The sequence below is a fragment of the Brevibacterium aurantiacum genome (assembly GCF_900169065.1).
GTDB classification, from domain to species: Bacteria; Actinomycetota; Actinomycetes; order Actinomycetales; family Brevibacteriaceae; genus Brevibacterium; species Brevibacterium aurantiacum.
This window is the reverse complement of the sequence record NZ_FXZB01000011.1, coordinates 1-12,700: the sequence shown is the minus strand read 5'-3', so window position 1 is coordinate 12,700 and position 12,700 is coordinate 1. Positions and strand designations below refer to the sequence as shown.

Annotated in this window: 9 protein-coding genes; 5 read left to right on the top strand and 4 right to left on the bottom strand. The window is 61.1% G+C overall.

The window, feature by feature from the left end; translation table 11 throughout:
• Nucleotides 1–92 precede the first annotated feature (92 nt).
• Together nudC and BAUR9175_RS08800 are read left to right on the top strand one after the other, a co-directional pair.
• The gene (gene nudC, locus BAUR9175_RS08805; RefSeq protein WP_009881730.1) at nucleotides 93–1,070 is read left to right on the top strand and encodes an NAD(+) diphosphatase; all 978 of its coding nucleotides are present in this window, start codon (nucleotides 93–95) and stop codon (nucleotides 1,068–1,070) included.
• Complete coding sequence (locus tag BAUR9175_RS08800) at nucleotides 1,067–3,106, top strand: UvrD-helicase domain-containing protein (protein ID WP_101583541.1); 2,040 nt, start codon at nucleotides 1,067–1,069, stop codon at nucleotides 3,104–3,106. Before nudC ends, BAUR9175_RS08800 begins: the two co-directional genes overlap by 4 nt.
• Here the strand turns inward: BAUR9175_RS08800 and BAUR9175_RS08795 are convergent.
• Nucleotides 3,083–3,985 carry a hypothetical protein gene (locus BAUR9175_RS08795; protein ID WP_069600013.1) on the bottom strand — a complete coding sequence of 301 codons (903 nt, stop codon included), beginning with the start codon at nucleotides 3,983–3,985 and terminating at the stop codon, nucleotides 3,083–3,085. The genes BAUR9175_RS08800 and BAUR9175_RS08795 overlap by 24 nt on opposite strands.
• Nucleotides 3,986–4,501: 516 nt before the next feature.
• Between BAUR9175_RS08795 and BAUR9175_RS08790 the strand changes: the two genes are divergently transcribed.
• On the top strand, nucleotides 4,502–5,050 hold the full coding sequence (locus BAUR9175_RS08790) for a M48 metallopeptidase family protein (RefSeq protein WP_009883922.1): 549 nt from the start codon (nucleotides 4,502–4,504) through the stop codon (nucleotides 5,048–5,050).
• On the opposite strand, the gene BAUR9175_RS08785 is transcribed toward BAUR9175_RS08790, so the two are convergent.
• Together BAUR9175_RS08785 and BAUR9175_RS08780 are read right to left on the bottom strand one after the other, a co-directional pair.
• Nucleotides 5,037–5,606: an NUDIX hydrolase gene (locus BAUR9175_RS08785; protein WP_009883921.1), complete on the bottom strand. Its 570-nt coding sequence runs from the start codon at nucleotides 5,604–5,606 to the stop codon at nucleotides 5,037–5,039. The genes BAUR9175_RS08790 and BAUR9175_RS08785 overlap by 14 nt on opposite strands.
• Nucleotides 5,607–7,052 (bottom strand): zinc-dependent metalloprotease, encoded by a 1,446-nt coding sequence (locus BAUR9175_RS08780; RefSeq protein ID WP_101583539.1) that lies wholly within the window; start codon nucleotides 7,050–7,052, stop codon nucleotides 5,607–5,609.
• Nucleotides 7,053–7,223: 171 nt separating this feature from the next.
• Between BAUR9175_RS08780 and BAUR9175_RS08775 the strand changes: the two genes are divergently transcribed.
• Both BAUR9175_RS08775 and BAUR9175_RS08770 read left to right on the top strand, forming a co-directional pair.
• Entirely contained in the window at nucleotides 7,224–8,363 is a 1,140-nt protein-coding gene (locus BAUR9175_RS08775) for a YlbL family protein (RefSeq protein WP_009883919.1), read from the top strand.
• Between the two features lie 32 nt (nucleotides 8,364–8,395).
• Nucleotides 8,396–11,377 (top strand): UPF0182 family membrane protein, encoded by a 2,982-nt coding sequence (locus BAUR9175_RS08770; protein ID WP_257944303.1) that lies wholly within the window; start codon nucleotides 8,396–8,398, stop codon nucleotides 11,375–11,377.
• Nucleotides 11,378–11,509: 132 nt separating this feature from the next.
• Here BAUR9175_RS08770 and BAUR9175_RS08765 read toward each other — a convergent pair whose 3' ends face one another.
• On the bottom strand, nucleotides 11,510–12,535 hold the full coding sequence (locus BAUR9175_RS08765) for an ABC transporter substrate-binding protein (protein WP_029417288.1): 1,026 nt from the start codon (nucleotides 12,533–12,535) through the stop codon (nucleotides 11,510–11,512).
• Nucleotides 12,536–12,700: the final 165 nt, after the last annotated feature.

Below are 12,700 nucleotides of genomic sequence, written 5' to 3'. Positions count from 1 at the left end.
CCGTCTGACATGGCCGAAGACCGAGGATTCGGCTGTTGAGCGTGTCAGCACCCGCGCTTCCCACGTCAGTGCCCTGCGTTATCGTGGAAGGCATGAAGCCACTGCCACCCGTGAAGCCGATGAGTCTGGCTCGCCATGGAATCGATCGTGACCATCTCTCACGGGGTCAGGACGGTGACCTGCGTGAACTATGGGCCAGCGGAGCCAGTCCCGTCTTCGAACATCGTGGTTCGCTCCTCGTGGCGGCGGGGGGACTCTTCAGCACTGAGCCGGGAATGGTTCCGGGGAAGCAGACCGAGATCTACCTGGGCCGCGATGCCGACGGCAACCGATACATCGGGGTCTCTCTCGATGACGCAGGCCGCAGCGAGCTGGACACCGCTCTGTCGACATCGCGTGCACGCGATGCCACCGATCTGCTGACCGCCCCAGGGGAAGGCATCGACAGTTCCGAACCCGTATGGCTGCCCCTGCGTCAGCTGGCTGAATCCCTCGACGACGTTCAAGTCTCCCTGGCGTGCGAGATCGTGGGACTGGGCAATTGGCATCGGGCTCACCAATTCTCGCCCCGCACCGGACGAGCGACACATCCCACGCTCGGCGGGTGGGTCAGAACAGACCCAGACAACGGAAGCGAACACTTCCCGCGTACGGATCCTGCCGTCATCGTCCTCATCATCAACACTGACGATGAGGGAATCGAAAGAGTGCTGTTGGGCAACAACGCAGCCTGGGAAGCAGACCGTTACTCCCTGCTGGCTGGGTTCGTGGAACCTGGTGAGACCCTGGAACGCGCAGTGATCCGTGAGGTCTATGAAGAGGCCCACGTCGAAGTTGAGAACCCGAGGTATCTCGGATCCCAGCCTTGGCCCTTCCCCTGCTCGCTCATGCTCGGCTTCTCAGCAGAGGCGCCAAGCCTCGAATTCGCCGCCGACGAAGCGGAGATCGCTACCTTGACCTGGTTCACTCGAGACGAGCTGCGTGCGGCCATCGAGCACGGCAAGGTCCGTGCTCCCGGACTCGTATCGATCGCCGGACAGCTCCTCTACAGCTGGCTGGACAACATTTGAACGCTCAGGCTGCAGCACTGCTCAATGCTCTCGACGAGGAGCAGAGAGAGGTCGCCACACATTTCTCCAGCCCGGTGATCGTCCTCGCCGGAGCAGGGACAGGCAAGACTCGTGCGATGACCCACCGCATCGCCTACGGCATCGCCACCGAGGTGTTTCCTCCCAACCACGTGCTGGCCCTGACCTTTACGGCCAAGGCCGCGGGTGAGATGCGGTCACGTCTGCGCGACCTCGGAGTTCCCGCGGTCCAGGCCCGGACTTTTCACTCCGCGGCACTTCGCCAGCTGCGCTTTTTCTGGGATCGATTCGCAACGGGCGATTTCCCCCGGATCATCGACAACAAGGCCGGAATCCTCGGCTCGGTGCTGCAGGGAATGGGAATCGAGACCAGTCGGGAGCTGAATCGGGACGTGGCCTCTGAACTGGAGTTCGCTGCCGCGTCTCTACTCGGAGTCGACGACTACGCGACTCAGGCAGCCGGCCGCGATCTGCCCGGCCAACTGAGTGTCGAAGATATGGTGCGCATCTTCGAGGCCTACAGCGAAGCGAAGACACGTGGCCGACTCATGGATTTCGAAGACGTGCTGCTCGTCCTCAACGGGGTGCTGGCGGAGTATCCAGCAATCGCAGCGGACATTCGCGAACAATACCGCCACTTCGTCGTCGACGAGTTCCAAGACGTGTCTCCGCTCCAATACGATGTGCTCTCACGCTGGTTGGGGCCACGCGACAATCTGTGTGTCGTCGGCGACCCAGCCCAGACGATCTATTCGTTTGCCGGTGCGGACTCCTCACTGTTGGGAACGCTCGATTCCTCGCTGCCGACGTCGACGACGATCCAACTGGTGCGCAACTATCGTTCGTCGAAGGCGATTGTGTCCACGGCGAACAACCTGCTTCGGCACACCTCCCGGACTGCGTTGACGTTGCGTACCGACAACCCAGACGGCCGACAGCCGGCAATGACTGAGTATCCGACCGACGATGCCGAAGCTGCGGGTGTCATCAAGGCCATCTCCGCCGAGATCAATGCCGGACGGCGGCCGCGAAGCATCGCTGTGCTGTTTCGCACGAATGGTCAGAGTCCCGCCTACGAGCAAGCCCTGGCCACAGCTGGGATTCCCTATGTGCTGCGGGGTGGAGAGAGGTATTTCGCTCGCAAGGAAGTCAAAGAAGCGATTCTCATGCTCAAGGCGGCCCGTGCCACCTCGAGCGGTCGGCCCCTGCCGGAAGTCGTCGCCGAAGTTCTCATCTCCCTGGGATATTCGACCAAGCCGCCCGCCGCCGGGGCCAGCCGGCAGAAGTGGGAGTCTCTGAAGGCTTTGGTCGACTTGGCGGAGACGCTCCAGGCAGGGTCTGAACTGCCAGTGCCGTTGGAGACGTTTCTGGCTGATCTCAGCGATCGGGCCGAGCACCAGTTCGCTCCCGATATCGAAGGTGTCACCTTGGCCTCGTTCCACTCGGCTAAGGGTCTCGAATGGGACAGCGTGCACCTTGTCGGACTCAGCGAGGGACTGTTGCCGATCAGCTACGCACAGACGCCTCGAGCGATCGCTGAGGAGCGGCGCCTGTTCTATGTGGCGCTGACTCGTGCAGGTACAGACCTGAGTATGAGTTGGTCGCTGTCGCGCCACGACTCCAAGCAACGGCCACGCAAACCGTCGCGATTCCTCAGCGAACTCGGCCGTGTCGAGCAGACCGTGGGGCAGGGTCGTCGGACGGCGACATCGGTGGCGATGAACCGCTGCCGATCGTGCGGCAAGGTGCTTGTGTCCCAAGTCGATCGAGCGCTGTCGCGGTGTGCGAACTGTCCTGCCGACCTCGACCTCGAACTCCTTGACCGTCTGCGACGGTGGCGGGCCCGTGTCGGTTTGGAACAGGGGCTTCCCCCCTATCTTGTTCTCACCGACACCTCCATTTCGGCGATCGCAGAAATCAAGCCTCAGGACATGGCGTCATTGGCGCGGATTCCCGGCGTAGGTGCCACCAAGCTCGAACTCTATGGTTCAGGGTTACTGAGCCTGCTCGTCGACTAGATCGAAGTGTGGAACGGGGACGCGGCATTGGCACCGCGGGTGGAACGACAGCGGTTCCTCGGTTCCGATCCCTGTGGCCAGTGAGACCCTCCTGCACACCGGGTCAGCGTCTGGGCACAGCAGAGAACGCCGGAGGATCTGCACGGCGTTGAGTCCGCCGAGCGCCCGTGACAGAGGGTCGCTGAGGTTGTCTCGATCCGGGAGAGCCCGGATGTGGGAGTACTGGTTCAGCCAGGAGTCATCGGCATCCTTCTGTCGCAGGCAGTCACACATGACGCAAGGCGTTGCGCCGGGACGGATGAGACCGGTGACCTCGAGAGAATATTCTCCGATCACAACCTGGCAGTGGGGGACCTCGCGATCCGTGAGCCAGGCGGCCGTGTGGAGATCCGGGACGAGGTAGGAGGTCGTGATCACCAGCGGTGAGGTCAGGAGATCAAGGTCGTCGACGTGATGGTGTGGCGCTATGGCGAAGCCGGAGGCCGACAGATACTGTTCGGTGATGGCTCTCAGCGGACCCATGACCACGACTGGTGAACCACTGAGGAGCCTCGACACACGATCGGGTGAGAGGGCGAATATCTGCGCGGTAGCCAGCAGAGATGAGCTCTTCGTCACCATTGCGGCATCGGAATCATCGGGAACCATGACGCCCGCCTCGTCGAGCAACGTTATCAGGGAGCTCGCGCGACCCAGATCAGCACCGAGATCCTGTGCACGAGAGTAGTACTGCGCCGAACCGACTCCCATTCGCAATTCCTCGATGAGAGCGACATCTGCCGGCAGAAGGCCATCGATGAGGACAGGGTCATCGACACCGAACTGGACACACGCCGACGACCGCCATGTGATCGGCACACTGGGAAAAATCCGGAACATGTCTCCACCTCGCATCGGCTGCCTCAGACTTCCACAGTAGTGAAGGTCGAAGGCGTGCGCCAGAGTCGAGGTGATTCTGTGGAAAAGCCTGTGGAAAACAGTTGAGGGCAGACCGGAATATGCATTCCGACGTGCCCTCAACCGCTTTGAGCCCCAGGCGCTCGCGGAGACTCGTGCAGCTTCCCCTTCCGCACGCATCTCCGGGTTTTCCGGGGTCAATCATAGAACCTATTCTTCATTTGCCTCCCCGTCAATGTCGGTTCTTCCACAGGCAAGTCAACAGCGTGTGGATAACCTGTGGATATGTCGACATGAGTTGTGGAGAAAAGGTGCCTTGAATGATTGCACGATGGCCACAGAGGAGAGTGAAAGCGTAGGTCACTTCCGCTTCCCCTGCTAGCAACGCACAATCCGTCCTGTGGACAGCCTGTTGATTAAGGTGAAATATCGATACTCAGCAAACTCACAAGAAGAGGCCGGTGAATCTGCCGGCGTCGAATTTCCTATGATGGGTGTGTGGTGACTCAACAGCGATGGACCGAAGAGGACGTACTGCGGGCGATCGCCCGTGGGGAGATCGAAGTGCGCCGTTCGGCACGTCGGAAGAAGACCATCTCGGTCTCAAAGGAATTGGGGACGTATGTGCTCAGCACGCCGGTGAGATACAGCGTGGAGCACAACATCAGGTCGTTGACCAATCTGTTCAATCGGCTGGCGGCCAGGGACCATTCATCGGCGGAGGACCTCGTCGGATTGGCAGAGGAGATGAGCCGACGCTACTTCGATGGCCGCCTGCGTCCCCAGTCGATCAGATGGGTGACGAATCAGAACATCAGCCGCTGGGCATCCACAACGACCTCGTCAGGTGATATTCGGGTCTCCCACCGCCTGCAGGCGGTGCCTCGTTGGGTCTTGGAGACGGTCATCGTCCATGAGCTCGCTCACCTGCAGATCGGACCGCATTCCAAGGCCTTTCATGAACTGGCCGACAGACATCCGAGACAGGCAGACGCGAAGCACTATCTTGAAGGCTTCAGCGCGGGGGAGCAGTTCAGCCGCGGTTGATGTCGCTGACCTGCCGCGACTCCACAGCTGCCCGGTAGAGCTTCGGCAGACGGACCACGAGATCAGGCATTAGCGATGCCGGCAGAGAAGTCAGCGGGAACCATTTCACCGCCAAGGACTCCGCCGAGACCGTAGGGGCCTGGTTCACGGAGGCGAATGCTGCGAAGACCACATCGAAGTGGCGTTCGCACGCACCGAACGAAGCCGACAGGTCATGGACATGAAGGTCGATCGGGGTGGGGGAGAACCAAGACAGGTTGCTCAGTCCGCTTTCCTCCGTGGCTTCTCTGTGCGCGGCGGAGCACAGGCTGTCATCCTCGGGCTCGAGATGCCCGCCGAATTGGCACCAAAGATCAGCCTTGCGGTGGTGGTTGAGGAGCACGGACTCGGTGTCGGGATCGATGACCAGACAACTGGCCGTGACATGCTCACCACCTGCATCGCGCCGCAGCGCGGCATCGCCGACAGTGGAGAACAAGTGGTCGAAGTCGCGCGTGAAGCCGGTTGCAGTCGGCGCAGCTCCAACCTCGGCGCGGGCGGTATCGAGACGAATCATTCAGCTCTCGCCGCGGCCGCCGGTACCATCACTGTCATCTGTGCCCTCATCGCCATCGGATTCCGAGCCGGATTCCGACTTGGAATCGGAGCCCGAGTCGGAGTTGGATTCGGAGGTCTCAGTTCCTTCGATTCCCTCGTCGAGAATGCGGCTCAGCGCCTCGTCGAGTGTCGATTCGCTGGTCCATTCGGCGTGACGACGCTCCGAGTAGCCCAAGGGATCATCGAGATCCTGTGTCGTCGGCAGAAGGTCGGGGTGTGAGAACACCTTGTCTCTGGCCTCGGTGCCGCCCTGAGTTTCGAGATACCCGAAGAGTGCGGCAGCATCGCGCAGACGCCGGGGGTTGAACTCCAGGCCCACCAGGGTCGAGAACGTCTTCTCGGCCGGACCTGCAGTAGCCCGGCGGCGGCGCAGCGCCTCCCGGATCTGATCGCGTCCTGGGAGATGCGCACATGCGGAATAGACGACCACGTCGACCCATCCTGCGATGACGGCAAGGAGGTTCTCCAGATTCGTCAGTGCCTTCTTCTGATCTTCAGTGGTCGGAGGGTTGAACAGCCCCTGACGGATGTTGTCACTGAGGTCGGAGATGTTGGACGGGTCGATCTGAGTCGCCATGTCCTCGATCTGAGAAGTATCGACCTTCAGGCCCTGTGCATAGCGAGTCAGTGCAGTCTCGACCTGGGCGCTCAACCATGGGGCGCGCTCGAACAGCGCAAGATGCGCAAGCTCTTGGGCTGCGAGGAAGATGCGAACCTCAGACGCATCGACATCGATCTCCGAGGCGAACTTCTCCACATTGGTCTCCACGAGGACCGCTGTGTCATGAGGCAGAAGTGGCAGACCCACCTCGGTGCCGGTGAGAACGCTCTCCGACAATGCGCCCACGGCCTGTCCGATCTGCATCGCGAACATCGAGTCACTCATCGAACCGAACATCGACGAGGCACCGGCGAGGATGCCCTTCATCTCCGCTGGAACCTGAGTCTCGAGGGTCTCTGTCAGGGCAGAGGACATGTTCGCCTTGATCGGGAGCACGAACTTCTGCCATCCGGGCATCGTCTCGCTGACCCACTCCGCGCGGGTGACAGTGCGGGCCGTGCGATTGGACACGGAGAACTCGGTCGCTTCGGCCAGCCACAGCTCAGCCAGACGGAAGGCATCAGTCGTGGCTTTCACCGCTTCGTCTCCCACAGCGGGATCAGGACTCGGAACCGACTTCTGAGCGATCGATGTTGCCTGGGCCTGGGGATCGGCACCCTGCCCGAAGAGACCCTGCATCTGGTTCATGATGGTTGACATCATCGCCGGGTCGATCTGAAAGCCCTGCGGACCTGCATTGCCGTACTTGTCCTCGCCCTGACCGGAGCCGGGACCATTCGCTCCGAAGAGCATTCCGAAGATCTGTTCGAACGGATTCTGCTCGTTGTTGTTGTCGTCGCTCATTTTCTCAATGCCCCCAAGAATCGGTTTGTCTTCTACGTTAACGGTTCCGGATGTGGGAAGCTTCCCAATTCCGGGAGGTTTCGGAGGATGTTCGCACCAGGCGAAAGGAGTCTGTGAAACTCACGGTCAGGTTTCAACTAGACTGGTGGGGCGGTGCAGCGAAAGGAACACATGACAGATAATGCCCCTCGGGCCGTGCCGGTGCCCGCAGCACCGATGCGTGGCGAAACTCGACGACGCGCTCCACGTCTGACCACGACTTCAGGGGTCATGACATATATCCTCATCGCTCTTGCAGTTCTACTGCCAGTTCCATACATGTTGCAGCTGCCCGGACCCGTGTTCAACACTCTCGGTGACTATCAGGGTAAGCCCATGATCGATGTCTCCGGCGCCAAAACCTACCCGACCGATGGCCGTATCGACATGCTCACCGTGGCCGTGAGCGGCGGTCCGGGGCGTGACACCTACGCTTCTCAGGCACTGGGCGCTCTGCTCCACGGCAAGGAGACCGTCATCCCCACCGAGGCCTACTATCCTCTGGACACGACGCGTGAGGACGTGACCGCTTCGAACGCAGTGGAGATGTCTTCCAGCCAGGATGTGGCCGTGGCCGCAGCGATGGAACAGCTCGACAAGCCGTACAAGGTTCATCTCCTCGTCGGCGACGTGGTTCCCGATTCGCCCGCCGAGGCGGAGCTGCGCAAAGATGATCGCATCATCTCCGTCAATGGGAAGAAGCTGGACTCCGATCCGGCAGCAGCGCAGATCATGAGCGAGACGGTCCAGTCCTCCGATTCCGTGGACCTCGTCGTCGAACGCGGCGACAAGGAAGTCGATGTCGCGTTGAAGCCGGCAACGATCGATGGGCGCAAAGCCATCGGCATCAGCATGAAGCAGGACTTCGAATTCCCCGTCGACGTGGCATTCAACGTCGAAGGCATAGGCGGTCCCTCCGCCGGCACCATGTTCGCATTGGCGATCGTCGACGAACTCACCCCCGGTGCCATGACCGGTGGAAAGCACGTGGCAGGAACCGGGGAGATCGATCCTGCAGGAAATGTGGGGCCCATCGGTGGTGCCCGACAGAAGGTAGCAGCCTCGACGGCGAAGGGAGCCAAGCTCTTCCTCTCGCCCGCAGACAACTGTGCAGAGGTCATCGAAGCTGCCGATCAGTCCAAAATCACGGTGGCACGCATCGACACGCTCGATGACGCGCAGAACGCCGTGGAGCAGTACGCAGCCGGAGACACCTCGAACCTCAAGAAGTGTTCAGCCGGCGGCGCCGACAACAACGAGAAAGGGCAGTAGTGAGCTCTCCGTCCTCACCCACCTCCGCACGAATGCCGACGAACCGGCCCAGACGTTCGCCCCTGTTGCTCACTCTCGTGTCGGTGGCGATTCTGCTCGTCGCCTTCATCGCGTTCACACAGGTGTACACCGAAGTCCTGTGGTTCAAGCAGATCGACGCCTCGCAGGTGTTCCGCACTATGTGGTTCACTCGTGGCCTGACCTTCTTGGCTGGGTTCATCGTCATGGCCGTTCCCGTGTGGCTGAGCCTGCATCTGGCCTTCCGCAGCCGCCCGGTATACGCTCCGACGACTCCGCGACAGGAGAACCTCGACCGGTACCGTGAAGCGATCGAACCCCTGCGCAAGGTTGCGACATTCGCGATCCCAGCGGTGGTCGGTGTGCTCAGCGGAATCACCGCCTCGGCGCATTGGAACACTGTCCTGCAGTGGATGAATTCCACGTCCTTCGGCTCGAAGGATGCCCAGTTCGGGATGGACAAATCCTTCTTCGTCTTCGTCCTGCCGGGCCTGCGGCTCATCGGCGACCAGGTGGGGATGGCGATCCTGCTCTCTCTCATCGCTGCTCTCGTCGGGCACTATCTCTTCGGCGGCATTCGGCCAGGCGAGCAGAAGGGCGTCATCCTCACGAAGACAGCCCAGTGGCAGTTGGGAATCACAGTTGCGGCTCTGATCCTGGTGCAGGCAGGTCGACTGTGGCTTGCCCGCTATGAGCGGCTGACGGGCACCACCGGCATCGTTCCGGGTGTGACCTACACCGACGACAGGGCGGCACTGCCAGCCATGGCCATCGTCGCAATCGCAGCGGTGCTCGTAGCGTTCCTGTTCGTCTACACGGCGTGGAAGGGCAACTGGCGTATCTCGCTCATTGCGACTGCCACGCTCATCGTCCTCGGCGGCATCTCGATCATCGCCTACCCCGCGCTGGTTCAGCAGTTCCAGGTCAGCCCGTCCCAGCAGAGCCTGGAGTCGGAATACATTCAGCACAACATCGATGCGACTCGTGACGGCTTCGACTTCGAAGACATCGACGTGACCCCCTATGAACCGAGCACGACCGGTGAGAAGGGCGCATTGCGTGCGGACGCCGAGACTGCTGCGTCGATTCGTCTGTTGGATCCGAACCTGGTTTCGGATACATTCCGCCAGGCGCAGCAGGTCAGGCCCTACTACTCCTTCCCTGAGCAGCTCGACGTCGATCGCTATAACATCGACGGCGATATGCGCGATACCGTGATCGCGGTGCGCGAACTGGCTCCGGACTCGGTGAACAACCAAAGCTGGTACAACCGCGCGATCGTCTACACTCACGGGTTCGGTGTCGTTGCCGCCAACGGCAACCAGCGCAGTCCTGATGGTGAGCCGCTGTTCATGGAATCCGACATCCCGCCTAAGGGAGAGTTCCCCGAATACGAGCCGCGTGTGTACTTCGGCGAGAGTTCACCGGACTACTCGATCGTCGGCGGTGCGAAGGACGCGACTCCTCGAGAGCTCGACTACCCCTCCGATGAGGACAGCGGTTCGGGCCAGGTGAACAACACGTTCACCGGCGACGGCGGTCCATCTGTGGGAGGCCTCTTCAACCGACTGGCCTATGCACTCAAGTATCAGGATGAGCAGATCCTGCTCTCTGACGCTGTCAACGAGAATTCTCAGATCCTCTACGAGCGCCACCCACGTGAGCGCGTGCAGAAGCTGGCACCGTTCCTCAAGATCGACGGCGACCCCTATCCCGCTGTCGTCGACGGCAAGATCAAGTGGATCCTCGACGGTTACACGACGGCGAAGGACTACCCGTATTCGACCCCTCAGCCTCTGCGGGAGGCTACCGAGGATTCGGTGACGGCGACCGCGCCGAACGCCGTGGCCACACTTCCGGATGAAGAGGTCAACTACATCCGGAACTCGGTCAAGATCACGGTCGACGCCTATGACGGCTCGGTCGACATGTTCCAGTGGGACAAGGAAGACCCCGTCCTCAAAACGTGGATGAAGATCTTCCCAGACCTCATCAAACCGTCCTCCGAGATGTCGGGCGACCTGATGAGCCACGTACGGTATCCCGAAGACCTGTTCAAGGTGCAGCGTGATCTGCTCACGAAGTACCACGTGACCACAGCCAGTGAGTTCTACACCGGCCAGGACTTCTGGACCCTGCCGACGGATCCGACGAAACAGGCCAACAGCGGCCTTACTCAGCCTCCCTTCTACATGACCCTGCAGATGCCGGGGCAGAAGAATCCGTCCTTCTCCCTGACAAGTTCCTATATTCCGGCACGGTCTTCTGAAGGACAGGCCCGGAACAACCTGACCGGGTTCCTCTCAGCTGATGCTGACGCCGGCAGTTCCAAGGGCGAGGTGGCAGACGGCTACGGAAAGCTGAGGCTTCTGCAGCTTCCGCGTAACACGACGGTGCCCGGCCCCGGGCAGGCGCAGAACAACTTCAACACTGCTCCCGATGTGCAGCGCAGCCTCAACCTGCTGCGTCAGGGTGAGTCTGAGGTTCAGAACGGCAACCTGCTGACTCTGCCTGTCGGCGGCGGTCTGCTCTACGTCCAGCCCGTCTACGTCCGGTCCGCCGGCGATACGTCCTACCCGCTGCTTCAGCACGTGCTGGTGGCCTTCGGTGAGGACATCGGATTCGCTCCGACCCTTGACGAGGCTCTCGACCAGGTCTTCGGCGGCGATTCCGGCGCCAAGGCCGGTGACGCAGGCACCGAGGACAGCGGTGCTGCAGGTGAGTCCGGTGGGTCAAGCAGCGGAGGCGACTCCGCCGCGGCGCCGAAGGATGACCAGAACCTCAATGAGGCGCTGCAGGAAGCCAAGAAGGCAATGGAGGATTCCGATGCAGCCCTCAAGGAGGGTGACTTCGAGGAGTACGGTAAGGCCCAGGACCGTCTGAAGAATGCGATTGAAGATGCGGTGGCAGCCGATCCTTCACTCGCCGAGGATGGTTCGAAGGATGGGGCGTCTGCTCCAGCCAGTGCTCCGGCTGATGAAAGCGGAGGCAACTGACGCCGGGCAAGGTCGACACTGAATGAGACTCAGGCCTCTGGGATCCGATCGGATCCCAGAGGCCTGAGTCATCTGTTCAACGGCGGTATTCGGGCCTGAGCGCGGGGGAGCGGCCGATCTGCCGTGAAGTGTTCAGTTCGCGAAGTGGCCTTCGAGGTCATCGACGATCTGGCCGGCTCCGATGGGGCCCAACCCGAGGAACCACACATCGTCGTCGACGCGGAAGGCCCTATCGTCCTCTACGGCCGAGAGACTCTTCCACTGGCTGCCGGAAAGCGCCGCAGTCTCACCGGTGGCATCAGGGTCGCCGTAGCTGGTGTAGAAGACATAGTCGCCACCGGCCTGATCGAGGTTCTCTGGGGAGATCTCGACTGCGAGCTCTTCGACGTCCTGTGCTTTCGGGCGAGCAAGTCCTGCGTCGTCGAGGATGACTCCGATGAGCGATTTATTGCCGTAGAGTCGCAGGCGCTGCGGCATGAAACGCACCAGTGAGATCGTCGGGTTGCCTTCGACTCCATCATCGAGTTCGTCGGTGGCCGTGGCGTAGCCGTTGAGCACGTCGGTCGCTTCCGTCTCCATTCCCAGAGCCTCCCCGACGAGCATGAAGTTCTCTTTCCAAGGGAAGCCCGGGCGAATCGAGAACACCGTGGGTGCGATGGAATCGAGTTCGTCATAGAGCTGATCGGCGCGCAGCTGACTGCCGAGGATCAGGTCCGGTTCGAGCGCGGCAATCGCCTCCAGATCGAGTTCGTTGATCGTTCCCACCGTGTCGACGCCTTTGACACGGTCGGCCAGATAGGACGGGACGGGGTTTGCTCCCTCGGTCGTGACCATACCGACAGGTGTGATGCCCAGGGAGAGGACATCGTCGAGTTCTCCGGTATCCAAGACGACGACCCGCTGGGGCTTCTCAGCAATATCGGTTGTGCCGTTGGCATGTTCGATCGAACGCGGGAAGGCTCCGGGGTCGGCATCGCTGCCCAGCTTCGCAGTCTCCTCATCCGCGGTGGCAAAGGCCTTGCCACCTGTGGCGACATCCTTTTTGCCTGTGCCCTCATTCTTGTCGTTGTCGGTGCCTGGAGAGCAGGCGGTAGTGAGGAGGAGGACGGACAACGCCGTTGCGGCCATTGCTCGGGCGCGGCGGGAAGAAGAGTTCATAAGGTAAGCATAACCTACCCATGCGCTGCCCGAGATTCGCGGGTTAGCGGCATAAATGTGTGTACAGGATAGGCCCCTTCCCCAGTAAACAGTAAGGCAAGACAGGATTAAACATGCTCTGGAAGCATGTTCAGTGTCTCTTCCTAGGAATCAACCCAGGTGTGG